The following is a 24,180-nucleotide window of genomic DNA, read 5'->3' on the forward strand; positions in this document are numbered from 1 at the left end:
TCATATCGTACACAATCTTATTTAAAAATTATTCGTTTCACTGGTCCCGTTCTCTAAGAGCTTTGCCTTCTCATAGTCTGTATCAAGTACTTGAAGAATTTTCTGTATCTTCTTTGGTCCCAATCCATCAATTTTCCTTAACTCCGCGGGAGACGCTAAAAAGAATTTCCTTGGAGTCTTAAACTCTCTAAGAATTTTTTCTGCAGTTTCCCTGCTAATCCCTGGCAACGTCGCGATCAGATTAAGCTGTATAGCTGGAATACTGCTCGACTCCTTGAAAACCTTTTTCTTTGTCTTGACGAAAAAGTTGGTTCCCTCCTTTTGTAGCCTCTTCCACAGGATATATATAAGCAACGCAGTCTCTCTATAATCATTCACCTGTAGAACTGATACACCGTTCTCGGCCAACGCGGCAAATGCCCCAAACAGCGGGTTTAATTTAACTTGTCTGTATTTTACCTCGTCGCTGAGGCTCCCCTCTATAACGATGATGGCTGTATCATATGTTTCACGAAGATACTTGGCTTGCTCGAAAAGCCGTCCATCAATAATAGAATTTATAAAGTCTCCGGCCGTCTTCCTCTCCAAACCGTATTTCCCGCCCACATCATAGTCTGCTACCTCTAAACGGGCCAGTTGATAGCGGACACCAAGCCGTGCAAGCTCGCTGATTACCTGTGAACGACGTTCCCTATCATCGACAAGAACAGTGAGGTTCTGCATTTATTTCATCTTTCATTACGTTTCCCGATACTTTTTATGTCTATTGTTTTCCGGCTTTCCTAATTGGCTCAAGGGCTTTAGTAGCTCGCATACACCAAACTTTTTAATTCATGTGTTTTCTTCACTTTAACAAATGTCTAGAGAAGTTGTCAATAGGCGGCACAGAGCATTCAACGTTGAACGAAGGCTAGTGAAGATGTTGTCAGCCAACAAGGAGAACCATGTTTTTAGGGTTCCAGTTAGTGGTGTGGGGGAAAATTTTCCAGATGTTTTTCTTGTGAACAACATAGAGGACAGGATAGTTGCATTCGAGGTCAAGACAACCTCTAACTCGAAAGTAAAAGTAAAAGCATATCAGATATCAAAGCTTTTCCGCTTCCTCGAAGCATTCAAAAAATACTCTAGAAGGGAGGCCGTCCTAGCCGTGTGGTTCTCTAGCGAAAGCAAGTGGGTATTCAAAAAAGTTGACACATTGCTATCGGAAGACATCGTTGTCACGTGTGACGAGGAAAGCACTTGGGTTCCCAATATCCGGGGAAGATAAAAGGTAAAGTCTAAAAAGGTTTAAATTTTCGCTTCTATAAAAACCTTTTGATGATAAAGGCGTCCGAAAGAGTTGGGGTTCACAGCCACATACGGGGGCTCGGCATCAGGAACAATGAGCCACAGCCAGTCGCCGACGGGCTAGTGGGACAAATAGAGGCTAGACGTGCAGCATGGCTAGTTGTCCAGTTGATCAAGAAAGGGAAAATGGCTGGAAGAGCAATCCTCTTTGTGGGACCTCCAGGAACAGGAAAAACCGCGCTTGCCGTTGCCATCGCACGCGAGCTCGGCCCCGAGACGCCTTTAATGGCGCTCACCGGGAGCGAAATATACTCTGCTGAGCTCAAGAAGACCGAGGTGCTCATGCAAGCAATGAGGAAATCCATAGGTGTAAGAATACGTGAGAGAAGATGGGTCTACGAAGGCGTCGTGGAAAAAATCGAATATAAGTTTGACAGGCATCCCCTCAACCCCTACCAGCAGATACCTGTTGGAGGCATCATAACACTCAAGACTGACAAAGAGACCCGCACTTTGAAAGTTGACTCTAATATAGTATATCAGCTCCTGCAAAGAGGTGTAAGCGAGGGAGACGTAATATGGATTGACGAGGAAACTGGCCGCGTCACCAGGGCTGGTAGAGTAAAAGGCTACGGCGAATACGATGTAGGGGCGAGCGAACTCGTAGATATGCCTAAAGGCCCAATATACAAGGAGAAAGAGTTCGTATACACCCTTACTCTCCATGATCTCGACGAGATGCAAAGCCGGAGCGAGAGCATAATTTCGCTGTTCTTTGGAGCCCCAGAATACAAGGAGATACCCCCCGATGTTAGGGCAAAGGTAGACAAAACAGTAAAGGAATGGGTTGAAAATGGAAGAGCTGAACTAATTCCCGGAATCCTCTTTATCGACGACGCACACATGCTGGACATCGAGGCGTTCAGTTTCCTCTCGAGAGCAATGGAGAGCGAACTAAGCCCAATAATCATCCTTGCAACAAACAGGGGCTACACGAGGATCAGGGGCACAGACATAGAGAGCCCCCACGGCATGCCGCTAGACCTGCTAGACAGGTTGCTCATTATAAAGACACAGCCGTATACCCCAGACGAGATAAGAGAAATACTAAAGATAAGAGCCAAAGAAGAAGGCGTGGAGCTAGAGGACACAGCACTAGAAGAACTCGTAAAGCTCGGCTCAGAGCGAAGTCTGCGCTATGCTTCCCAGTTATTAGCACCAAGCAAGATACTAGCAGAGCAGAAGGGCAAGACAACCGTGACGGTTGAAGAAGTACAGCAAGCCTCAAAGCTGTTTATAAGTACAAAGGAGTCAGCAAAATATCTCCAAGAGCTTGAAGAAAAGATGCTTAAATAGCACCGCTATTTTCAACGTCTATTTTTCAGAGAGCCAAGGATTTCTCCCCTAAAAGCGTAGAGTGTAATAAGCCCTACAACTTGCCCCATATCCAACACATAGGGGCTGTTATCCCCTACAAAGTAGAACAACGGATAGAGCCTAACAGGTATAACCATATTGATGCTCCACAAAAACCAGTAATGAAACACCATGAACGTTACTGCGCTCCCGAGGAAAAACATCTTCCAAGAGTAACGCTTTTCCGAGTAAATAAATCCAGAAACAATCCAAAGAAGGAGAGCGATGAGGGCCGCGCGCCAAAGCCTGTACCAGATAAAAGTTGACGGCACGATATATGCTGACAAATAGTTCTCGATTGGGATGAAGACAAATATAGACGAAATGATTCCAGGAGCTAGGATCGCCAACGTGTATACGTGTTCTTCATTTAAGTTTTCGCCAGCATCACGGCCAGTCATGTCGACCCTCTCATAATTTTCACTCATAAATTTAAGCCTAGCGTGTGCATCAGTCTAAATACCTAGGCCGTTTTCTGAGCTCGGGCTTTATCCTGTCAAGCGTCCGGGGCGGGTCAAACACAAGCTCGACTTCTATGTCTATACCCTGCTTGTTTCTCTCAAATTTGAAAAAAGAATATCTGCATTTCGCATTCATATCAACCATGTTCTTAATGTATCGGCATTGTCGACACGAAGCGGCAATGCCATGATTCTAAGTGCTACTGTAAGGCGGGCGTATTATGAGTTAATGTGCCGCTGTAAGCAATGCTACGTGCCGATAATCTGTCGCTCTGACCATGAGACACAGCTCTTTCTGCTGAGGAGCTTTTATATGCAAAAGAGATGTGCATGTGACATATAGAGTCCCACACATAGCGATAGATATATATATATACAAGTTTTTCAGATTATAGACATGATAGAAATGCAGAAGTGGAAAAAGGTGATTATAGCCTCTATAGTTTTACTCCTATTCTTGTCCCTTGTCCCAAGCTTTCTTCTCTCTAAGAACAGTGCTGGCAGTGGCGGAGAGACAGGTGTACTTGGGCAAACGGCCCCTCTTATTGTCGACTTGAGGGTTGCTGTTATTAGTAGTGATTCTGGCTTTGTGGAGGGTGTTAGGTCTGCTTTTGTGGCGAGGGACTTTAGTGTTGTGCCTGTGTCCCGTGCCTGGGAGGCCGTTGGAAAAGACCTAGTAGTTGTCGGATGGGACGCTTTGGGCGAGCTGTCCAGGGATCCGGGGCTCGTCGTAGCACTGGTCAATGGCTCCAGGCTTCTGGCCGTGGCCGAGCCGGGCATCGACGCCCTCAGAGTACTCTTCTCTGGCATAGTCAAGCCAGTAAGGCTCGGCGAAAAGGATGAGCCAAGCGACCCCTTCGCCTTCCTACCAATGGTCGAGGAAAACGGCTACCTATACCCAGGCTGCGGCCACAACATGGTTCTCGTGAGGGGTATATCAACAAAGGGAGGAAAACTAGCCATGGAGTACACCGTCACCACACTGAAAGCAAAAAGCGACCTGCCAAAAATCGCCCCACTACTCGTCAAAAAATCCCTAGAAAAACAGCAACAACAGCAAACAAGGCTAGAAAACAGAGCAGGCACATGGAGACCTATGCTCTACGTATCACCAACATGGGTGTACATAGGATCATATTTTAGCGATGTGATCACCTTTTCTGGTAAGAATGGGGTTACCGCCGGTGAAACAGACTTCGGGGTCGTGGCCGGATGGGGCCAGGACACCTATGACCCGTCCTACGGCACGTACTTGTGGGAGATCATGCTCTACTACCACGGGGAGCGCGGCTTAAATGGTTACAGCCCGCCAGTAAAAATAGCTGGATTGTGGAATATTGAGCCGAATGCCGCAATACTGGATGCACGGACAGATACATATAGTGACCAGAGAGTCACCTATATATCTCCAACTGGACAGGGAAACGATGGGCAGGTCACTATTACCTTCTCGTACCCGCCGGGTCTCAGCTTTACCCAGGATATTAACCCGCAGGTGACTTGGGAAACGAATTACAATTCATATTATAGTGCCAAATATGGTGGATATGTGAAGTGGCAGGCTATATGGAAGTGGGGCTTGACGAGCTATAGTAGTAATCAATACTATGCAATGGCAGGCCTGGTATGGATGGAATCTGTAAATCCCCTGTTTTTCAAGGTAATAATTAAGGCAAATGCTTATCTAGCCACTAGAGGTATTGCAGATATTGCAAGCTCTGGGGAACAGGTGTTCTACTTCAGAGCCGACACATCTATTCTGCAACGGACAGGATAAGAGGTCTATAGGTACGCGGACAAGGTTGTGGCGCTTAAGGGTGGACGGGTCTATGCTATGGGTAGGTCGGAGGAGGTTCCTACGGAGGACAACTTGCAAAAGATCTATGGGGTAAAGGTTAAGGTTTTTCAGGAATATAGAGCCGTTGTTCTGGACAATTTTCTATAGTGTTTCTGTTTTACCAGGATTTACATACGGGATTTTTATGTGTTTCTGGGGCAGAGCGTGTGTCTTATATATTATTTTCACTAAGGAAATGATTGGCGATATATATACCACCTTCGTTTATTATATAATTGAACAACCATGGATAAATCATTACAAAAAATTTCCAAAAAATCGTAGCAATGTTGACTTTTGCTGTCATTATTTCTTTTCTATCAATGGTGGGTGCGCAAAATTCTACTGAGCATGCCACTATTTTGGAAGTCTACAATTTGCTTGGGATAAAGGTAGCTACCGCTCAGACTGACCAGGAAGTGGTTTTCGATTTTAACCTGTCGAGCGCGCGCTTGGGATACAGACATCAATTATTATTACAGCGCCAAATACGGTGTAAGCGTGGCGAAGCAGGCTATATGGAAATGGGACTTAACAAGCTTCAGCTCAAACCAATTTTATCAAATGGGAGGCTTAGCATGGATGGATGCTGTGAGCTACCCAGACTTTGCAGTAATAATGAAAGCGAATACCTACAGCTCTTATGAGAATGATTACATTGAGACTGCAACCTCTGGACAACATGTGTTCTATTTCTGGGCAACCACATCTAATCTATACTTGCAATCATCCTCGTAAATATTAATTTGTCTAATATTAAAGTTAAGTATATATTTTTGTAAATATTTTTAAATTTTCAATTATATGTGCTAGTACTAGGAATTAAGGCAGAGCCACCAAGACGAATCAAGTTGCTCAGCTTCCTACCCGCACCCTCCGGAGCAAAACCTATAAACACATAACCCTGCGATAAGGCGGGGTAACAAATGGCGAGTGCACTGTGGCATATGAGCATAAATGAGGAGATATTGTACAGCCTGATAGCTGTCGTGTCTTTTACCGCTTTACTCTACGTCATTGCATTCTTGCTCGCTAAAAAGAAGCGTTTCCAAAGCATAGAGATAGATGTTGAAGGAGGCGCAATTCTAGTCAAGACGACTAAACTTAATGAGTTTATCGAGAACTTCGGAAAAAGACATGCAAGACTATTCAAGGTTCTTGGAAACATTGCAATATTGTCTTCTATCCCGATGGCCGCTTACGGCATATACTTTTTCCACATGAATCTACAGCTCTGGAAAGTTGCCCCCTCAACTGCTAGCCCCGTAGCCCCTATCCTGCCAGGAATCACGGTGGGCTTAGACGAGCTTCCATATTTCCTCCTAGCCATAGCAATAACACTCATACCACACGAATTGGCGCATGCCTTCCATGCCTCCAGCGAAGACATAAAAGTAAAGTCTGCAGGCGTATTCCTTTTCTTTATCCTTCCAGGCGGGTTCGCCGAGATAGACGAGGAGGAGCTTGCAAAGAAGCCTCTGGGGACACAGCTTAGAGTTTTCGCCGCTGGAAGCTTCGCCAACATTTTAACTTTTCTCGTGTTTTTAGGGGTATTTTCCTTGCTGTTCGCTTCGCCATTAGCGCCAAACCCGGCAGGCGTAAAAATTGTGTATGTAAATTCCAGCTATCCTGCCTACGGTCATTTGACGCAGGGAGACATAATAATAGCGATAAACAATATACCTACTAATACTTTGGATGATTTTTCAAGGATTCTTGGCAACTTCAAGCCAAACGAAACAATTCATCTAACAATAATTAGGAACGGGAGACCTCTTAACCTTACCTTGACCCTAGACAAAAGTCCTTACAACAGCTCGAGAGGTTTTCTAGGCGTAACGATACAGCAAGCCTATACCAATGAGTGGATGTATAAATCGTCTTGGTGGCTTCTCGTGGTAACCTCAAGTGTAGCCATTATCAACGTGATGCCAATTTTTCCACTCGACGGCGGTAGAATGCTGATGGCAGCCCTCGAGAAAGTTTTGCCAAAAAACACTGCTAGGAATATATCTCTCGCGCTAAGCATCTACCTCGCAGGCATCCTGGTAGCAAACATATTATACTCCGCCGGATATTGGCTGCCTTTCAGGCCTTAAATCGAGATTTCAGAGCCCTCTCCAGGTACCTCAAAATCTACCGGGAACCTATTGAGTTTCATCAACTTTCTCCTTGCCTCGAGGCTCACAGAGTGGAGCGGAAAAATAAGCTCGACCCCCTTCTTAGAGAGTCTCTTCAAAAAGCCCAAATTATACATGTCCCTCGAGCTGACTCCAAGTCCCCCAACAACACCAAAAATTCTCAGGTTACTCGAGAATAGCCATCCAAAAGTCTCCTTGAATCCATGCACACTGCATCCAGCAAGGAGAATGTATCCCTTCTCAGTTGGTATCAGTAGTCCCTGCTCACCCCACGGAGAAGAAGTTTTCACAAGATAGAAGCCCGGCAGAAACCGTATCTCTTCGAGTCTTGTTCCGTCTTTATACCTTAACGGTAGGGGAGGCCTCAAGATTATGGTTCTCTCTGCATATTCATCTATACAGCCAATGTGATGAGATAAATGGATGGATCCTACAATAATATCTACGCGGGTATGTTCACCTAGAACCCCCACGTTATACTCCAAAATTTTCTTTGACGGGCCAGTATCGAAAAGTATCCTCTTCTTTTCTCTGTCAAGGGAAGCTTCGACCAGAATGGATAGGCCATGCGCTGGGACTACCCCCTCTACAGAGGGGATATCGTCTACTAAGACCTTAAGGGAGACTTCTCTTGGTACCTCTGGATTCTTTTCACTCATCTATATGCCTTCTCTCCATCTATCTGCTAGTAAAAATATTTTTCAGCTCTGGCAATAAAATTTTGGATCTGAACCTTGGAGATGCAGGACGAAGTGCTGAGAGAAATATCGATTGAGAATAGACATAAGGTAGTCTATGTTCACTTTGAGCCTCCACGAGAGCCCGCGCTCGGCGGCCCTGTTGAGAAGACAGTTTCTGACAGCTACTTATTGGAGGCGCTAAAGAAAAGAGGCATAGAAAATCTTTACAAATTCCAAGAGGAAGCCATAAATGCTATACGCAACGGTAAAAACACGCTTATAATATCGGGTACAGGCACGGGAAAAACTGAGGCATTCCTCATTCCTATAATCGAAGACCTACTAAAGGAGCCAAACACACGCGCAGTACTTGTATACCCAACAAAGGCACTAGCACGGGACCAAGTAGAGAGAATCCAGTACTACACCAGTGCAGTTTTTGGATTCAGGGTGGGTGTCTATGACGGCGACACGCCAGATAGGGAAAGGGAAAACCTGCAATCATATCCTCCCAAAATATTGATAACTAACCCAGACATGCTCCACATCTCCTTGAGGAAAGCAGGCTTCCTACAGGAATTTCTCCAAGAAACAAAATACATTGTCCTCGACGATGCACACATTTACAGCGGCGTTTTCGGCGCGCATGTATACTACATCTTGAGGCGTCTCAAAAGAATCGTTAAAAACGAGCCAGTTTTGGTCGCGTCATCTGCTACTATAGGGAACCCCGAGGAGTTTGCAGAAAAAATTCTGGGAGAAAACTATACAATTGTCAGTGCAGGGGCTACGAGGAGAGCTCCGATCTACCACGTCATGCTGAGGCCCGTGTTGAGGTCTAAGCTAGCAGAATCAATCTACTTGTTACAGTTACTATCTTCGAGGAAACTTAAAACACTTCTTTTCGTGGACAGCCATAAAGTGGCTGAAAGCGTATCGCTTCTTGCGAAGCAGGCAGGCGTCAAGGTAGAGGTTCACAGGGCAGGGCTTCTACCAGAGCACAGAAAGAGGGTAGAAGAGAAACTCAAAAAAGGAGAAATAGACGCAGTAGTCGCAACGCCAACACTAGAACTAGGCATCGACATAGGTGAGCTAGACGCCGTCATCATGCATAATATTCCACCAACATATAGCAAGTACCTCCAGAGAGCTGGAAGAGTGGGCAGAAGAGGGAAAACCGGATACGTCTTCCTGATTCTTGGAGACGACCCAATAAGTAGCTACTATGAAAGGAACCCCCAGGAATTCTATACACAGGTCTCCGACCCAGTATTCCTTGACCCAGCAAACGAGGAAGTGGTACGTGTACACTTGGTAGCCATGTCTCTGGATTCGCCCTTCAAACTTGAAGAATTAACAACATTTGAACGGGTGGTCTGTAAAAGGATGGAAGAGGAAGGCTATCTCAAAAAGGACATCAACGGGTATTACCAACCCACGCTGAAGGGTCTAAGATTTCTCCGTTCTCGGGAAAATATTCGAGGAGTAGGCGAACAGATTAAAATAGTCACAGAGACGGGGAAAGTCCTCGGGTACAGGGAATATCCCCAGGCAATCAAAGAGCTTTTCCCAGGAGCCATATATCTCCACGCCGGGACGCCGTACATATCGCTGGGGATCAAGAAGGGGAAAGCAGTCGTAAAGCTTCTTCCCGTAAAAATGCCTCCTGTAACCACTTCTCCCTTATACTACACCTATCCATACGACGGGAAAGTATACCTCGAAAGAGAGGTCATGGGGATTCATGTAAGGTATCTCGACCTAACAATCGAAGACCACGTCTACGGCTACGTAACCAAGACTTTCCCCGAGGGACAAGTCGTTTCACAGAAACTCTTGGAGGACGAACTTACATATTCCTTTAAAACCAAAGGGATACTCTTAGAGTTTCCACCCAAGCAGGAATGGACAGATATCCAAAACGCCGAGGCATTCCACGCAATAGAGCATGCACTAATTTTTGCGGGTCAGATGATTGTTGGCGCATCACAGACAGACATGGGCGGGATAAGTTTCCCGACAGGACAAATCTACATCTACGACTCATTCCCGGGAGGGTCAGGAGTCACCAAACAGCTGTTCTACAAGCTAGAAGAAGCCCTTAAACGGGCATACAACATTGTCTCTAAATGTAATTGCGAAGATGGTTGCCCAAGGTGCATTTACTCCCCCTACTGTGGAAACAATAACCAGATGCTCAGCAGGAGAAAGGCAGAATCTGTTCTAAAAGAAGTTCTCTCCCTAAAAATCTTGAGAAAACCAGTGCAGAGGACTGGAAGACCTATCGTTTAGCCACAATATTTATGCATATTCTCTCGAGAGGTAGACATCGACATAAGACAGGCTGTCCTATTTTTAAGCCCGTGAGGCTGCTAACAGAAAAAAGCACGGGAACACTCTTCTTGGAAATCCTTAATGAATCCAAGAGAAACCTCTTCAATATCCGTAAATCTCTACCTGCCAAAATCGAAACGTCTACAGGTTTTTCCGCCTCCATGGGAAAATAGGGCGGGTTCGTGAAAACAAGGTTAAATGCGTTTCTCCTCAGGCACGAGGCAGCATCACAAAGAACAACATCTATGTAGCCGTCCACCTTGTTAGCTCTGGAATTTACCTTCATTGCCCTCAAGCATTTCTCATCTATGTCTGACCCCACAACATATATCCCCCTCTTTGCAACGAGCAGTGAGAGCTGTCCAGATCCGCACCCAATCTCTGCCCATGGCTCTTCCATTTGTATCCTCGCCAAAACCATTGAGAAAAGATCTGAAGTAATCGTACCAGCGGGGGTAAAGCAACCTGAAGGAACATAGAGCCTATTTCCCCTGAAAAATATCCAATTTTTGTGGCGTACAAGATAAAATCTCAGCAAAGTTTTTGTAACTGTAAGCATTAGTCTCCCAGTAACTGTGTCTGGTGGAATCGCGATGCAGGCCACAGATATTATTCCGGTGAAGGAGGCATTAAAACTTCCGGCGGGCTCAACTGTAAAGGTTCGCGGATGGGCTTATCGGAGGCGAGACCTAGGCGACAAAGCATTTATCGTTGTGAGAGACTCAACGGGAATAATACAGGCAGTCTTTACGCCAGATTCGCCGAGCCACCCAGACGCTAGAAAGGTAACCGTGGAATCCTCACTCGTGGTTGAGGGGACATTAAAGGATGACCCACGTGCTCCAGGAGGAAAAGAGATACAGGGAAAAAAGCTCGAAATCGTTCACCTTGCTGAAAACTTTCCCATAAGGCGGGATGCCTCTAGAGAATTTCTCCTAGAGGTTAGGCACCTTGCAGTCAGAAGCAGGAAAATGACCTCGGTGCTAAAGATAAGGAACACTGTTTTCGAAGCTCTCCACGAATGGTTCAGGGCCAACGGGTACTACGAGGTTCAGGGACCAATGTTTGTATCTGCTGCTGTAGAAGGTGGAGCAACCCTCTTCCCCGTCAAATACGTGGATGGAAGCACAGTGTATTTGACACAGTCTTCACAGTTCTATCTAGAGGCGCTTATCTTCAGCCTAGAAAAAGTGTACACAGTGGCTCCATCCTTCAGGGCTGAGAAGTCTCGTACCCGGAGACACCTAACAGAGTTTTGGCACGCAGAAGCCGAAGTAGCTTGGACAAACCTGGAAGGCATAATGAAAGTGGAAGAAGAACTCGTAGCCCACATAGTCAGGAGGGTCCTAGAGAAAAACGCTGAAGACCTAGAATTACTGGGCAGAAAGACCGAGATCCTCAGGAATGTTGAGCCTCCATTTCCAAGGCTAAGCTATGACAAGGCCATAGAGATACTGCAAGGCAAAGGATTCAAAGTTTCTTGGGGAGACGACTTGGGGGCAGACGAAGAGCGTGCACTCACCGAGGAGTTTGACAGGCCATTTTTCCTCTACGGCTTTCCCGTTCAAGCCAAGGCATTCTATCACAAAAACGACCCATCGCGTCCAGAAGTAACGCTCTCGGCAGACCTTCTGGCACCTGAAGGATACGGGGAAATCATTGGTGGTGGTGAAAGAATAGAAAAACTAGAAGAACTAGTAGAGAAGATCAAATCTTTTGGTCTTAATCCACGGGACTATGAGTGGTATCTTGACCTGAGGAGATACGGCTCTGTTCCTCACGCCGGGTTTGGATTGGGGATGGATAGGCTAGTCACTTGGATAGCTGGGCTAGAACATATAGTTGATTCTTTGCCTTTCCCGAGAACAGTGTCCAGAACGTATCCATAGTTTCTTCTTTGTTGTCTTCTTTAGAATAAAAAATGTTTAAATTCTTGGGAATTTTTGATTATTGGTATTACTAATGACGATGTCAAAAAGAACTGCTCTGGCATATGTTCCTCCTGGTAGCATAGTAAAAGTCATAGATGTAAGTGGAGGTTATGGCAGCATTAGGCGTCTATACGAGATGGGGATAGTTCCAGGATCAGAGGTAAAGGTTGTTTTTAACAGTGCTGGGCCAACGGTTTTAGAGAAAAATGGGACAAGAATAGCCATAGGTAAAGGTCTAGCTATGAAGGTTATAGTCGAGGTGTTAAGCCATGAATAATGTTGTCAGGGTTGCACTCTTGGGTGCCCCTAATGTTGGGAAAAGCACTCTTTTCAATACTCTTGTAGGTGCACATAGGTTCGTGGGGAACTGGCCTGGAAAAACTGTCGACCGCTACGAGGGGGAGCTTGAACACCATGGGATAAAAATAAGGATCGTTGATCTTCCAGGCACCTATAGTTTAAGTGCTCAATCAGAGGAGGAGGAAATAGCTAGAGACTACATTATACACGAGAAACCAGATGTAGTAGTGGTAGTTGTAAATGCTATCGCGCTGGAGACAACCCTGTATCTGGCTGTCCAAGCGCTTGAACTAACGAGTCGCATAGTTATCTTGGTAAACAAGATAGATGTGGCAGAAAAAATGGGTATACATATCCACATCGAAAAACTTTCCAGCCTGCTCGGAGTACCCGTAGTCGCTGTGTCCGCTCTTCATCGTTCTGGTCTGCATGAGGCAATAGAAGCAATAATAAATGTTGCTCGCGGCACCTATCATGTTAGAGGTCCCAGTCTATCTTATGGGATAATAGACTATTACATATCTCACTTCGAGAAAACACTAGAATCCTGCGAGGCGAGTTCCATTTTTCCTAGAAGATGGCTAGCTCTGAAGCTAGTGGAGGGAGACAAGCATATTGACGCCATTATGCAGGAGAAGTGTCCAGAACTCTACAGTGAGGCCCTAAAGAGTAGAAAACAAATAATGGAGCAATTTGGAAAAAGCCCAGACCTTATTGTAGCGAGTAGTCGCTATGAATTTATTTCAAAGGTTATCGACCAAGTCATCTACAAGGGTAAGCTTGCCACGCCGCCACTAACCGAGAAACTAGACAATATTCTTCTTAAACCGCTGATAGGCCAGCTTACACTTTTCATTATTTTGGCTTTTCTTATAGGGCTTGTACTTACCGTAAATACTGGTTTTCCAATAAAACAAATCGCAGAGGCGCTGGGACTAAGCGCAGTTGCAGAATTTTTGGAAAACTATAGTTTGAGTGGTATCGTGGCATTTGCATTTAATGTATTAAGCGAGCAACTTAGAACGTTTCTAATAGCGCTACAACTACCTGACTGGCTTATCTCCATAATTGTGGATGGAGCCTTTGCCGGCGTGGGGGCGGTACTATCTTTTCTGCCGTTAATTTTCTTGGTGTTTATCGCTTTCGGCTTTCTAGAGGACACAGGAATTATGTCAAGGCTTGCCGCTGTTTACCACGAAACCATGGTAAAGTTTGGCCTCTCAGGAAAAGCTCTAATGCCTCTCCTCTTGGGATTTGGATGCAACGTCCCCGCAGTGATGGGGACAAAAATACTTAGTACTGACAGAGAAAAATTCTTGGCATCCTTTCTGGCCCCCCTCATTCCGTGCCAGGCAAGACTAGTAGTTCTCTTAATGCTATTATCTCTTATACCCAACCCGGTTATAGCAGGTCTGCTTCTTCTCTTCATCTATCTGTATTCGTTTATCCTTGTCGGCATTCTAGGATACCTTATAAGCCGGTACATGGAAAAGACACGAGAAGAACCACAGCTTATTATCGAGTTGCCACCGTATCATCTTCCAAGTCTAAGGGTGATATGGTGGTATGCTTGGGACAATACGCTACATTTTCTTAAAAAGGCGGGCATAATAATTTTTGCTATTTCAACATTAATGTCTCTTCTACTAATGCTCGGACCAAGCGGGATCGTTTCAAGCGTCGAGGGATCATATGCATACAGTATAAGCAACCTTATCACACCTATCTTGACGCCCATCGGGCTTGATAGATGGGAGGTGGCTCTTTCTCTTCTAAGCGGCTTCCTAGCTAAGGAAAGCATAGCTTCGACACTGTTGATTGCCACTGGGAAGGATACTCCGCAAGTCGCTCTAGCTACGTTAAACATTACGTTGCCCCAAATAGTTTCCTTTATGCTTTTCATCAACTTATACACTCCCTGCGTTGCAACTCTTAGCGCCTTCTATTCCCAGGTAAAAAGCGCTAAGTACACTGTTTTACTCATACTGACAGAGCTATTCTTGGCCTATGTATCAGCTTTTATAGCTTTCAAAATTTTTACCTTATTGATGCCATGATGCATATCCAACCCTCTGGCTCGCAGTTAATAATTGGTGGATGGAAAGAAACAAGCCTTGTAGATGTATTAGAGAGTGTCTCTTTTACGCTGTGGCTGTCCTACTGTAATTTCAAGTGTCCATGGTGTAGCAATAGCAGGCTCGCTAGAGGATACGAGAAAAAAGTAGTACCCATAGGAGAAATAGTCTCACATGTACGGGAAGCAAGAAACTTTGTAGACTATTTCCACGTCACGGGGGGCGAGCCAACCCTGCAGTACAGAAGCCTAGTAACTCTCTACCTCAAAATAAAGGAGGAAACGGGCCTCAAACTAAGCTTGGACACCAACGCGTCTCTCCCAGAAGCTCTCCAATACATATTTTCACATGTAAAAATCGACCACGTTGCTATAGATGTTAAGGCCCCGCTCAGCGTCGCGGCACTATACGCTAGGGTAGCAGGCCTGCAAACAAAAATAGCCGAGAAAATTGTAGAAAGGGTTAGGGAAGGTATCATGCTGACTTCTCAAAACACCGAGTTTTTGGAGCTTCGTACTCTACTCGTGCCAGACCTCCTCTCTCCAAGCGACATAGAAACGATTTCGAGAGAACTTGCAAATCTAGACCTGAAGGTTCCGAGAATAGCATATGTGGTTCAACAGTTCATACCCTATGAGGGCGTCCCGGATGAATATAGAAATAAAAAGAAGACTCCACGAGAACTAGTCAAGCAAACCGCTGAGAGAGTAGCAAAAGTGTTTCCGGACAACGTAGAAATATGGTATAGAACCATTGAGGACGGAAACGTAAGAATACGATAAGTTGTTTTCAATTTTTTGCTTACTGCATCGTGATGCGTTCAGGTGGGATAGCGGCATGCTTATAGGAAATGATCCTGATAATGTCTGCCGCGTCTTGGAAGTCGTCGCTCGTGAGCTCTAGAAGGTTCACTATCTCCATCATGTTGAGGGCGCTCAGTAGATCTATTTCTCCCTTATCAAGCATTTCTCTAATCAAGTATATTGCTTTTATCCTTAACTCGTCAACTTTCCTTTCGCCAACATCTATATCCATGGTGGCCCTCACGGCGTAGAGGGGAGATAGACTAAGCATACGTAAGTTTTCAATTAGTTTATCCGCTAATTCACGAGTATTATCAACCATTTCAAGCAAGACAGGCTTAAGCACCTGTATTTTGTCGGTGAATTTTATCCAGAGGAATCGCTCGTTGCACTCAATTATCGCGCCAGCGACTTTATCTATTTCTTCGACAAGTCTTTCAAAATCCATCCTGCTGGACTGCGGGAAAACCCCCGAGTAGATCTTCCATATGATTTCTCTCTTAATCTTGTCGGCCTCTCTCTCCATTTCTTTTATTTTTCCAATCCCCTCAGTTACTCCAGAAAGGTCGCCTCTAAATGCCGCTTCAACCATTTTATGCTGATAATCCAGTATTCCACGTATTACTTCAACATGTTTAATTGTCAGGTCCAGGAAAGGCCATGTGGGTCTAGTTTCGCGGAATATTATTGAGAAGCCTGCAGCTGTTATAGCTAGAATGCTTCCAAAGTTAATAAACACTTCTTCGAGGGATGAGGGAGATATTGACAAGAACAATGTTCCCAGTAGAGCTCCAGTCGCATACCCAGAGTCTCTAATCATTCTATAAAAGCCAATAGCTATTTCTCTCTCAGCCGGTGGCGTCAGATCTGCTATTGGAGAGGGAAGAACTGGGTAAAACATTGCATAGCTTAAACCCATAACGAGTACTATCAGGAGTATCTCTGGAAATCTTTGAGCACTCGGCAAAGCTATAAGCAGAAAAGCGTCAAGCATTAGGCCTAGTGTCGCTATTACGCGTCTACCAACTCTGTCTGAGAGCGAACTCCAGAACGGCATAGTTGCAGACCACACAATGAGAAGAATAGACTGTGCAAATCCTGCCTGGTAAACTTCCATGCCTCTGCGGACCATGTACAATGGGACAACTCCCCACACAACTGTGTCAGCAACTTTAGTCATGTGTGCAGCGATAAGTGCTGCAAGAGTACTAGGATTTCTTAGAAGCATTTTTATTGTCTCTCCTGTCCTTATGTTCATTGAGTATTTTTTCTTCTCGATTTCAGTGTATTTTTGTGTCTCATGCGAGTTTAGCGCAGCCAGAAGACCAAAAATTGCAGATACAACAATGACAAGTAGGCTTGCTCCTAGTCCGCCAGAGTTGAATACTAGACCACCTGCAAATGCTCCTATAGAGTATCCAAAATAACAAGCACTCTCAATGTACCCGAAACTAAGAGATGAACGTTCAAGTCCAAGGATGTCTCTAATAGCTATAGCACTCGTTGCAAAAACTAATCCTTCTCCTGCCCCGATAAACATGTTTCCAGCTAGGAAATTAAATGGAGGTGGTAGTACAGCTATTAGTATGGAGCCGAATAGATAGATAACTGTTCCAAGTGTAAGGGAGCTCTTCCTGCCCCTCTTATTTGCATAGAAACCAGCCATGAGATCAAAGGAAGCTTTAAAAAAACCGAAGGAAATTATTGGAAAAAGGAAACTTATCTCTCCAAGTGATTTTTGAGAGGAAACGCTGAGAATAGTTCTTTGTACTCCAGTCGCCGTACCTATAAGTATTTCTGTTAGTAACACAATGAGTATCGCAATGTTTTCCTTGCTCAAGGCCTAGCCCCCTAATCTGACTCTCATGTTTTTCTATATAAATCTATTTTTCTATATTCTCTATAAAGAGTGATATCCTTATAGAATCATTTTTCGACAAAAAGGTTTTATTAATGCAGAACATCTAGGTAAAAGAGAGTAATGGAGTCTACACAAAGAATGGAAGTTGCACGATATCTAAGGGCAGGCTACAAGCTAGTGGGAAACCACAGCGCCGTAGCTATCTGCAGATGGACTAGGTCTGCAATTAGAGGGGAGAGACTTTGCTACAAAAGCTGGTACGGTATACAGAGCCATAGATGCCTCCAAATGACCCCTGTCCTTAATTTCTGCGATTTTGCATGTAAGTTCTGCTGGAGGATGCATCTTCCAGGGCGATTCAAGATCCCCAATGGCTGGAGGTGGGACGAACCAGAAGACATAATCAATGGCTCAATTATTGCACAGAGGCTTCTATTGATAGGCTTCAAGGGCAACCCAAAGGTTACCAAAGAGAGGTTTCTTGAAGCAATGTTCCCCAGACATTTCACGATAAGCCTCGACGGAGAACCACTTCTCTACCCAAAGCTTCCAGACCTCATCAAGAGGATAAATGAAAGAAACTTTACAACGTTTCTCGTAACAAATGGCTCTATTCCAATGCGGCTCAAAGAAATGTTGAAGAAAGACGCCCACCCAACAAACCTCTATCTTAGCCTATACGGTCCAAATAAGGAAGTATTCCAGGCCACAGCCGACCCAAAGATTCCAAATGCATGGGAAAACGTTTTGACCAGCCTCGAATTGTTAGATCAATTTAAGAAGAGCAGGACAGTTATTAGACTCACGATGGTTCGAGACCTCAATATGGTTGAACCAGAGGGGTACGCGTCTCTTATCAAAAAAGCTAATCCCATGTTTGTAGAACTCAAGGGATATACATGGGTAGGAGAAAGCCAGAAGAGATTACCTATAACAGCTATGCCTACTCTAGACGAGCTAGAAAAATTTGCGGAGAAGATCCAGGAAATAACTGGGTACAAGATTAAAGTGAAAGATGATAAAAGCAGGGTAGTCATGCTTGTTCGCGATGAAGAAGCATGGGAAACAAATCTAAAGATGGTTGAGGAATGGAAACAGAAGGTCTCTAGGCTCGACGAGAACTGGAAAAGCAAAGTAGAAGACTTTACGATGGAGGAGCACGGCTATAAGCTTTTATATTACTAGAGAGAAGAGTCTCATTAAATGGCAATGATCGAAAAGCTCCGGCAAGCTCTGTACAGAAAAGAAACTGTGATTCTTATTGCGAAGTGTAGTATCTTCTATGAGGGGAGAGCATCCTCCAAGCTCAGTGAAGGAGAAAGAATAATCATAATAAAAGAGGATGGTGCAGTCATAGTTCATAGACCATTTGGATACGAGCCTGTAAACTATCAGCCCCCTGGAAGTATTGTCACGATAGAAGATGATAGAGGAATTATTAAACTAAATATACTGAGGCCCAGAATCCACGAGAAAATGGTCATCGAAATAAAAGAACTCAAACATTTTTACTCTTCTAGGCTAGAAGACCAAGCCGAGTTCCAAATGTGGGGCGACGAAGAAGACTTGAAACAAGCAATCATACTTGACCCCGCAGGAATGCTGGGAGAAGAGCTTCAACTCGTCGGCTCCGAGTTCTCGCTGGGCTCGGCCGGATATGCGGACATAGTTTTCAGGGACATAAACGGAAACCTAGTAGTAGTAGAGGTTAAGAAGAAGACGGCAGATGTTTCAGCTGTTTATCAACTTAAAAGATACGTAGACAAAATAAGAAAGGAGGGAGGATCAAACGTATCAATCCGAGCAATTCTCGTAGCTCCAAGATTTACCCAGTCTGCACTAGTGGCTCTAAAAAGAGAAGGGCTGGAATACCGAGAAGTAAGCCTCCAACATGCTAGAAAAATCTTAAAACAGAAACGCAGTCTTCCAAGCTTTTTTACCAGTTAGCTTAATTATTTAGAAAAACAAAAAATAGAGGGCAGACAGTGGCATATCCAGCAACTTTATTTGGCGTAGACACAGATGCTGACCTGGAGAAGCTGGCCAGTCAGCTCAGCAAGTTCTCTCTATTTAGGTCGGAGATAGAATTTCTTGGAAAAAAGTTTCAGCTAGGCCTAAAGATCGAAAACATGGAAAAAAGCCAAAATTCTCTTTCATTAATTGTTTCCGACTCCTTCGTTTCAGCAGTCAAGATAAATGAAGATATATTAAAACTACCAGTGACGAGAAGAACTCCGCTTAGCTTCATACAAGTCGGCGCCGATCTCTATCTAGTAGTTTTTTCTAGAAAAAAGGAAGCAGAAAAACTGGCAGACATATTGTCTGAAGAATTGTTTAAAAAACCAGACGTGATATACAGGTTAGTTATACCCTCACAGGCTCTAAGCAAAATCTACAGGTCAGAAAACGTTGAAGTGAAACAGATAGTTTATGAGAGCACAAGCAGTGAGGAAGAAATAAAAACCACGGTATATTTTGGCAGAAACCTGGCATCAGTTCTACCTAGAGGCGAGAAAGAAAAAAGCATAAAGATAAAATACATCCTATACCGCGACGAAGTCGGTGTATTCGGGATAAGCGCCTCAGGAATAGTCATTGCTTATACACAGCTCTCTCAGAGCGAGTTTGTTTCATACATAGTTGAAAAAATAATCCCGCTAGCTGAGCCCCCTGGCTAGCTCTCTACCTGAACCTTTCCAGAATCTTTCTTATATCTGCGGGCTTTTGTCTAAGGGCAGGAGGAGGATTCATAGCGTGTAGGAAGGCGTCCTCCAGAATCGGCCTATTTATGCGGTAGAATATTCCTATAGGTATCCTTTCGGTTTCAGAGGCAAGCTTAACGGCTCTTTCAAAGTCTGTAGGGTCATGTCCAGTGTCCTCAAGCTTGTAGACCTTTTGCCGGAGAATAGTATAGGTATTGTAGAAGGTTACACATGGCTGTAACACATCGATAAAGGCGAATCCACGATGCTTTATTGCCTCTTTAAATAACTCCTTTAAGTGTTCGACTTCTCCGCTAAACCCTCGTGCAACAAACGTTGCGCCACTTGCAAGCGCGAGCAAAATGGGGTTTAATGGCTGTTCAAAGTTACCAAAAGGCGTAGAACGTGTTTTAACGCCTATAGGAGTCGTCGGGGTAACCTGTCCCGTAGTAAGCCCGAATATCATGTTGTCGTGCACAATAAGCTTGATGTCTATGTTGCGTCTAGCAGCGTGGGGGAAATGCCCCATACCGATTGCATAGGCGTCTCCATCGCCGCTATGGCCTATCACGAGGAGATCCGGGTTGGCGAGCTTGATGCCCGTAGCCAGAGGCAATACACGTCCATGAATAGTATGAAAAGTGTTAGTTTTCATGTATTCGCTCATGCGTCCATGGCAACCAATACCTGTGACAATCATCACTCTTTCAGGGTTAATTTCTAGCTCTGCAAGTGCCTTTCTAAGCGCTAAGAGGATAGAATAGTTACCACATCCTGGACACCAGACAGGTCTTTTTCCTGTATCAAAGATGGATGGATCCATGCTCTCACCTCTCGAGATAAGAGTTTATCCAGAGCTGGATGTCTTCTGGGAAAAACTGGCGCCCATCATATTTCAAGAGCAAGCCATCAGGCTCCCTGAATAGGTTCTCCCTAATAAGAGAAGCAAGTTGCCCAGTAGAGTTATTCTCGATAACTAAAAGCCTTTTATCTTTAATTTCAGAGAGTAATTTATTCTTTGGGAAGGGCTCCATCCAAATCACTTGGACAAGTTTTACCCCGCTTACACCCTTTAGAGCCTCGAGCACAACTTGTTTTGTGGATCCCCAAGTCACAACAACAATGTCTCCATCCCCAATGGTTTCAATGCCATGTTTTTCTGCCTCCTCGCGGAGGAGTCTATATTTTCTCAATCTTTTGTCCTGCATCTCCTTTACCTTTGAAGGCTCTATCGTGCCAAATCCATACTCGTCGTGTTCACTTGTATTTGCATAGACGAGGGATCCAGGTGTTCCTGGGAAAACCAAGGGGGAAACACCGTCCTCTGTTATCTTATATCTTGGAAAGAACCCCCCTACATTTTCTCTGGAGATTTTCGGCTCCTCTATGCCCAACTCTGGAAAGTCTGGTACCGTCCAGTAGCTTTCTCCAAGATACTTGTCTGACAATAGAATTACGGGGACCTGGTATTTCCAAGCAATGTTAAGTCCCCTGTTGGCTAACACGTATGCTTGATATGGGTCGCCAGGCGCTAGCACTACCCTCGGGAATTCTCCCTGGGATGCATGAATCACAAATCTTAGGTCTCCCTGCGCCGTGTGCGTTGGGAGTCCTGTTGAGGGACCCGGTCTCTGCACCTCGACTATAAGTATCGGTGTCTCTGTCATTGCCGCCTGTCCTAATGCTTCAACCATCAACGAGAAGCCTCCGCCGCTTGTCGCAACCATAGACCTTGCACCCGCATAAGCCGCACCAATAGCCATATTGATAGCGGCAATCTCGCTTTCGGGCTGAAAAACAACTATTCCAACCTCTTTCTGGATCTCTGCCAAGAAATGCAGGATAGGGGAGGCGGGGGTCATGGGATAGGATGCGAAGAATGTTAATCCAGCTGATAACGCTCCGAGAGCAACTGCAGTATTGCCATCTATCAGGAGCCTTTTCTCTTTACCTGAATATATCGCTTGTTGAGGTAGCTTGTAGCCTTGAAAGCTGTTGCTCAATTCTTTACCGTACTCATAGCCCATTTTGAAAAGCTGTTTGTTGAGATCTGCAGTCTCTTTTTTGCCTCTAAATTGCTCATCGTAAAGCTTCTCTGCTATCTCTATATTTCCATTGAGAATCCCTACAATTATTCCTAGCCCGATAGAGTTTATAGCTACGCTGGGCGCATTCATTTCCTTTATTATTTTCCTTAGGGGAAAGGCCCTTATTTGTACATTATTTTTCGCCAAGCTACTGGCATCTTCTTCATCACAAATAATGATTCCATTCGTTTTAAGGCTAGCAGTGTGTTTCTCAATAGAAGGCTTATCCAAAGCTAAAACAATGTCCACTTTTTTCTGGTGCGAAAACACTGTTTCCTCAAGAGAGGCTCTAACTTGTGCCCACTGGTGTCCACCCCTGATCAAAGATGGGTATTCATTTGTAATGAAAACATTCAAGCCGTGACGAAGAAACATCTTTCCAAGGGTTACGCTCGAGCTGAAAATTCCTGCGCCAGCTGGTCCCGCTATCAAGACACTTAAATTTTTTGAAGTTTCCACACTAATCCCAGCTTTAACTATGTAAAGTCCTAGCTAAAAACTTCTTGCAAAATAATAAATATTTTTCTCCAAATATAACAATCAAGATGTCTATACCGAATCGTAGGGGCATATATTTGTTAATGATAAATGTCATGGAAGACGTAAAAATTTATTTAAAAACTGGAAAGGAGTGGATGATACCCAGAGGAATATATTATTATGTTGGGTCAGCCAAAGGTCCTGGAGGGCTAAGAGCAAGGATAAACAGGCACCTTAGAGGAGCGAAAAAGCTTCACTGGCACATAGACTATCTCTTGACCAACCAAGCATCTATTGTTACACATGTAGTTTACGCTGAGACGGAAAAGCCGGAGTGCGTTTTGGTTCCTGTTCTTGAGAGGCTTGGAGCTACACACATAGCAAGAGGTTTCGGCTCCTCAGATTGCAAATATAAATGCTTCTCACATCTTCTAAGATGCAACAGCGAATTGGAAAAATGTTTACAAACAGCGATAACTAGCTTTAAAGAGGCAGGACTTTTACCTGTAGTGATGTCAGTCTCTATCTAGAGTTCTACCTTCTTAAGCTGTTCCAATACGTATTTTCTCACGCTGTGTGGATCTTCGACTTTTTTTACGCGCTTTCCATCCTCAATATATGTCTCAAGGAGCGGCCGCATGGGTTTGCCACACTTGGGGCACCTGGGAGCTTGTGTATCACTTGGAGCAACAACATCAGCCAGGCATTCATCACAGCGATATACTTGTTTTCGACCCGAGAGTTTCCCTCTCTTAGCTATAGGTCTCCATTCACCTTTAATCTTCATAGCCGTGATATCCATAGCGAAATCTACTGGCTGGGCGGTAGAGATAGCGGCTCCAACTCCAAAGGCGTCTGCCCCAGCCCTGGCAAGCGCAGGGATATTTTCTTCATCTATACCACCTGAAACAACTATCTTTACGTGATTGTAGCCATTTATGTCAAGCTTCCATCGGACCTCTCTAATTATTTCCTCGAAATTTCCCCTCCTGCTACCCGGAGTGTCTAGCCTTACCCCCCAAAGTTTTGGACCCAATAGTTTAGCCGCCACGAGTGCTTCTTCTGTTTCGTCGTAAAAAGTGTCTACTAGTGCTACTCTGTTGACGTCCTTCTCTATCACCTCGTCGTAGGCTTTCCATGCAAGCGTGTGGTCTCCATAAACACCGCGAAATATAATTAGGAGACTATGCGGCATCGTCCCCGTAGCCCTTATTCCCAAAGCCTCTGCTCCAAGAATCGCTGAAACAGCGTCTGCACCACCAACATATGCATAATATTCGATAAAGGGTGCAAGCGCGGGATGCTGTCTTCTAGCTCCAAACGACAATACTAGTTTTTCCCCGGCAGCCCTCTTAACGCGAGCCGCCTTTGTTGCTATGCCAGAAGCAGAGGCAAGAAAGCCCAGCAATGGCGTTTCAAGCTCCAAGAATTCGCCATAGGGACCCTCAACTGTCAATACAGGAACTTTGTAGCCGTAGAAATCCTTTGCGTGGAAAATTGTACCCTCGGGGAGAGACCTCACCGTGACATTTCTACCTTCCAGTAGCTTTAGAACTTCACGTAGCCCAGCATAAACTCCCCACTCATAGTCATTAGGCAACTTACTAGTAGTCACCTCCATGTGGACAACTGTATCAAGTAGACCATATTTTTCTAGAACCTTTCTCGTCCTTGAAAAATATACGTCGGTAGTTAGCCCGCTTCTAACCTCGTCAAAAGTTGCATAAATAAATCTCTCATCCCATCCAGACATCTTTCCATTCACAAAGTGAAATAGAGGCAACC

22 protein-coding genes are annotated in these 24,180 nt (G+C 44.7%); 13 read left to right on the forward strand and 9 right to left on the reverse strand.

Features of this window, described 5'->3' with window-relative positions; translation table 11 throughout:
* Positions 1–21: 21 nt before the first annotated feature.
* Positions 22–723, reverse strand: coding sequence for an ERCC4 domain-containing protein (locus N186_RS05720; RefSeq protein ID WP_020962826.1), 702 nt, complete (start codon positions 721–723; stop codon positions 22–24).
* Positions 724–856: 133 nt separating this feature from the next.
* Between N186_RS05720 and N186_RS05725 the strand changes: the two genes are divergently transcribed.
* Together N186_RS05725 and N186_RS05730 are read left to right on the forward strand one after the other, a co-directional pair.
* Entirely contained in the window at positions 857–1,267 is a 411-nt protein-coding gene (locus N186_RS05725) for a hypothetical protein (RefSeq protein ID WP_020962827.1), read from the forward strand.
* 50 nt (positions 1,268–1,317) lie between these two features.
* A complete protein-coding gene (locus N186_RS05730; RefSeq protein ID WP_020962828.1) occupies positions 1,318–2,643 on the forward strand; it encodes a RuvB-like helicase in 1,326 nt (441 codons plus the stop codon).
* Between the two features lie 11 nt (positions 2,644–2,654).
* Here N186_RS05730 and N186_RS05735 read toward each other — a convergent pair whose 3' ends face one another.
* On the reverse strand, positions 2,655–3,131 hold the full coding sequence (locus N186_RS05735) for a hypothetical protein (RefSeq protein ID WP_020962829.1): 477 nt from the start codon (positions 3,129–3,131) through the stop codon (positions 2,655–2,657).
* A gap of 22 nt (positions 3,132–3,153) precedes the next feature.
* Positions 3,154–3,300 (reverse strand): hypothetical protein, encoded by a 147-nt coding sequence (locus tag N186_RS09730; protein WP_020962830.1) that lies wholly within the window; start codon positions 3,298–3,300, stop codon positions 3,154–3,156.
* A 270-nt stretch (positions 3,301–3,570) separates the two neighbouring features.
* Between N186_RS09730 and N186_RS05740 the strand changes: the two genes are divergently transcribed.
* Positions 3,571–4,941 carry a hypothetical protein gene (locus tag N186_RS05740; RefSeq protein WP_148682098.1) on the forward strand — a complete coding sequence of 457 codons (1,371 nt, stop codon included), beginning with the start codon at positions 3,571–3,573 and terminating at the stop codon, positions 4,939–4,941.
* Positions 4,942–5,927: 986 nt separating this feature from the next.
* Complete coding sequence (locus tag N186_RS05750; protein WP_020962835.1) at positions 5,928–7,100, forward strand: site-2 protease family protein; 1,173 nt, start codon at positions 5,928–5,930, stop codon at positions 7,098–7,100.
* On the opposite strand, the gene N186_RS05755 is transcribed toward N186_RS05750, so the two are convergent.
* The gene (locus N186_RS05755; protein WP_020962836.1) at positions 7,097–7,801 is read right to left on the reverse strand and encodes an MBL fold metallo-hydrolase; all 705 of its coding nucleotides are present in this window, start codon (positions 7,799–7,801) and stop codon (positions 7,097–7,099) included. The two genes, N186_RS05750 and N186_RS05755, sit on opposite strands and share 4 nt — an antisense overlap.
* Positions 7,802–7,882: 81 nt before the next feature.
* Here N186_RS05755 and N186_RS05760 point away from each other — a divergent pair, with 81 nt between their 5' ends.
* Positions 7,883–10,114 carry a DEAD/DEAH box helicase gene (locus tag N186_RS05760; RefSeq protein ID WP_148682099.1) on the forward strand — a complete coding sequence of 744 codons (2,232 nt, stop codon included), beginning with the start codon at positions 7,883–7,885 and terminating at the stop codon, positions 10,112–10,114.
* Here N186_RS05760 and N186_RS05765 read toward each other — a convergent pair.
* Positions 10,104–10,760, reverse strand: coding sequence for a methyltransferase (locus N186_RS05765; RefSeq protein WP_052885533.1), 657 nt, complete (start codon positions 10,758–10,760; stop codon positions 10,104–10,106). The genes N186_RS05760 and N186_RS05765 overlap by 11 nt on opposite strands.
* Here N186_RS05765 and asnS point away from each other — a divergent pair.
* The 4 genes from asnS (at position 10,750) to N186_RS05785 (ending at position 15,244) form a co-directional block, all read left to right on the forward strand.
* The gene (asnS, locus tag N186_RS05770) at positions 10,750–12,045 is read left to right on the forward strand and encodes an asparagine--tRNA ligase (RefSeq protein WP_052885668.1); all 1,296 of its coding nucleotides are present in this window, start codon (positions 10,750–10,752) and stop codon (positions 12,043–12,045) included. The genes N186_RS05765 and asnS overlap by 11 nt on opposite strands.
* A gap of 73 nt (positions 12,046–12,118) precedes the next feature.
* The gene (locus N186_RS05775; protein ID WP_240366722.1) at positions 12,119–12,364 is read left to right on the forward strand and encodes a FeoA family protein; all 246 of its coding nucleotides are present in this window, start codon (positions 12,119–12,121) and stop codon (positions 12,362–12,364) included.
* Positions 12,357–14,444, forward strand: a complete 2,088-nt coding sequence (feoB, locus tag N186_RS05780) for a ferrous iron transport protein B (protein ID WP_020962841.1) — start codon at positions 12,357–12,359, stop codon at positions 14,442–14,444. Before N186_RS05775 ends, feoB begins: the two co-directional genes overlap by 8 nt.
* Complete coding sequence (locus N186_RS05785) at positions 14,444–15,244, forward strand: anaerobic ribonucleoside-triphosphate reductase activating protein (protein ID WP_020962842.1); 801 nt, start codon at positions 14,444–14,446, stop codon at positions 15,242–15,244. Before feoB ends, N186_RS05785 begins: the two co-directional genes overlap by 1 nt.
* 19 nt (positions 15,245–15,263) lie before the next feature.
* Here the strand turns inward: N186_RS05785 and N186_RS05790 are convergent, their stop codons facing one another.
* Complete coding sequence (locus tag N186_RS05790) at positions 15,264–17,105, reverse strand: MFS transporter (RefSeq protein ID WP_020962843.1); 1,842 nt, start codon at positions 17,103–17,105, stop codon at positions 15,264–15,266.
* A 141-nt stretch (positions 17,106–17,246) separates the two neighbouring features.
* Between N186_RS05790 and twy1 the strand changes: the two genes are divergently transcribed.
* The 3 genes from twy1 to N186_RS05805 are packed head-to-tail and all read left to right on the forward strand — an operon-like array spanning position 17,247 to position 19,804.
* Complete coding sequence (twy1, locus tag N186_RS05795; RefSeq protein WP_020962844.1) at positions 17,247–18,311, forward strand: 4-demethylwyosine synthase TYW1; 1,065 nt, start codon at positions 17,247–17,249, stop codon at positions 18,309–18,311.
* Between the two features lie 18 nt (positions 18,312–18,329).
* The gene (locus N186_RS05800) at positions 18,330–19,073 is read left to right on the forward strand and encodes an endonuclease NucS domain-containing protein (protein ID WP_020962845.1); all 744 of its coding nucleotides are present in this window, start codon (positions 18,330–18,332) and stop codon (positions 19,071–19,073) included.
* Between the two features lie 38 nt (positions 19,074–19,111).
* Positions 19,112–19,804 carry a hypothetical protein gene (locus N186_RS05805; RefSeq protein WP_020962846.1) on the forward strand — a complete coding sequence of 231 codons (693 nt, stop codon included), beginning with the start codon at positions 19,112–19,114 and terminating at the stop codon, positions 19,802–19,804.
* A gap of 4 nt (positions 19,805–19,808) precedes the next feature.
* Here N186_RS05805 and N186_RS05810 read toward each other — a convergent pair whose 3' ends face one another.
* Together N186_RS05810 and N186_RS05815 are read right to left on the reverse strand one after the other, a co-directional pair.
* The gene (locus N186_RS05810) at positions 19,809–20,651 is read right to left on the reverse strand and encodes a thiamine pyrophosphate-dependent enzyme (RefSeq protein ID WP_020962847.1); all 843 of its coding nucleotides are present in this window, start codon (positions 20,649–20,651) and stop codon (positions 19,809–19,811) included.
* Between the two features lie 4 nt (positions 20,652–20,655).
* Entirely contained in the window at positions 20,656–22,374 is a 1,719-nt protein-coding gene (locus tag N186_RS05815) for a 2-oxoacid:acceptor oxidoreductase subunit alpha (RefSeq protein ID WP_020962848.1), read from the reverse strand.
* An 86-nt stretch (positions 22,375–22,460) separates the two neighbouring features.
* Here N186_RS05815 and N186_RS05820 point away from each other — a divergent pair, with 86 nt between their 5' ends.
* Positions 22,461–22,925, forward strand: a complete 465-nt coding sequence (locus N186_RS05820; protein WP_148682102.1) for a GIY-YIG nuclease family protein — start codon at positions 22,461–22,463, stop codon at positions 22,923–22,925.
* Here the strand turns inward: N186_RS05820 and N186_RS05825 are convergent.
* Positions 22,922–24,148 carry a nicotinate phosphoribosyltransferase gene (locus N186_RS05825; RefSeq protein WP_020962850.1) on the reverse strand — a complete coding sequence of 409 codons (1,227 nt, stop codon included), beginning with the start codon at positions 24,146–24,148 and terminating at the stop codon, positions 22,922–22,924. The two genes, N186_RS05820 and N186_RS05825, sit on opposite strands and share 4 nt — an antisense overlap.
* Between the last annotated feature and the right edge of the window lie 32 nt (positions 24,149–24,180).

Source organism: Thermofilum adornatum, from assembly GCF_000446015.1.
Classification (GTDB): Archaea; Thermoproteota; Thermoprotei; order Thermofilales; family Thermofilaceae; genus Thermofilum; species Thermofilum adornatum.

Coding starts and splice junctions, on each gene's coding strand:
- N186_RS05720 (WP_020962826.1), bottom strand. CDS start 723: ATGCAGAACCTCACTGTTCTTGTCGATGATAGGGAACGTCGTTCACAG.
- N186_RS05725 (WP_020962827.1), top strand. CDS start 857: ATGTCTAGAGAAGTTGTCAATAGGCGGCACAGAGCATTCAACGTTGAA.
- N186_RS05730 (WP_020962828.1), top strand. CDS start 1,318: ATGATAAAGGCGTCCGAAAGAGTTGGGGTTCACAGCCACATACGGGGG.
- N186_RS05735 (WP_020962829.1), bottom strand. CDS start 3,131: ATGAGTGAAAATTATGAGAGGGTCGACATGACTGGCCGTGATGCTGGC.
- N186_RS09730 (WP_020962830.1), bottom strand. CDS start 3,300: ATGAATGCGAAATGCAGATATTCTTTTTTCAAATTTGAGAGAAACAAG.
- N186_RS05740 (WP_148682098.1), top strand. CDS start 3,571: ATGCAGAAGTGGAAAAAGGTGATTATAGCCTCTATAGTTTTACTCCTA.
- N186_RS05750 (WP_020962835.1), top strand. CDS start 5,928: ATGGCGAGTGCACTGTGGCATATGAGCATAAATGAGGAGATATTGTAC.
- N186_RS05755 (WP_020962836.1), bottom strand. CDS start 7,801: ATGAGTGAAAAGAATCCAGAGGTACCAAGAGAAGTCTCCCTTAAGGTC.
- N186_RS05760 (WP_148682099.1), top strand. CDS start 7,883: ATGCAGGACGAAGTGCTGAGAGAAATATCGATTGAGAATAGACATAAG.
- asnS (WP_052885668.1), top strand. CDS start 10,750: ATGCAGGCCACAGATATTATTCCGGTGAAGGAGGCATTAAAACTTCCG.
- N186_RS05775 (WP_240366722.1), top strand. CDS start 12,119: ATGACGATGTCAAAAAGAACTGCTCTGGCATATGTTCCTCCTGGTAGC.
- feoB (WP_020962841.1), top strand. CDS start 12,357: ATGAATAATGTTGTCAGGGTTGCACTCTTGGGTGCCCCTAATGTTGGG.
- N186_RS05785 (WP_020962842.1), top strand. CDS start 14,444: ATGCATATCCAACCCTCTGGCTCGCAGTTAATAATTGGTGGATGGAAA.
- twy1 (WP_020962844.1), top strand. CDS start 17,247: ATGGAGTCTACACAAAGAATGGAAGTTGCACGATATCTAAGGGCAGGC.
- N186_RS05800 (WP_020962845.1), top strand. CDS start 18,330: ATGGCAATGATCGAAAAGCTCCGGCAAGCTCTGTACAGAAAAGAAACT.
- N186_RS05810 (WP_020962847.1), bottom strand. CDS start 20,651: ATGGATCCATCCATCTTTGATACAGGAAAAAGACCTGTCTGGTGTCCA.
- N186_RS05820 (WP_148682102.1), top strand. CDS start 22,461: ATGTCTATACCGAATCGTAGGGGCATATATTTGTTAATGATAAATGTC.
- N186_RS05825 (WP_020962850.1), bottom strand. CDS start 24,148: ATGTCTGGATGGGATGAGAGATTTATTTATGCAACTTTTGACGAGGTT.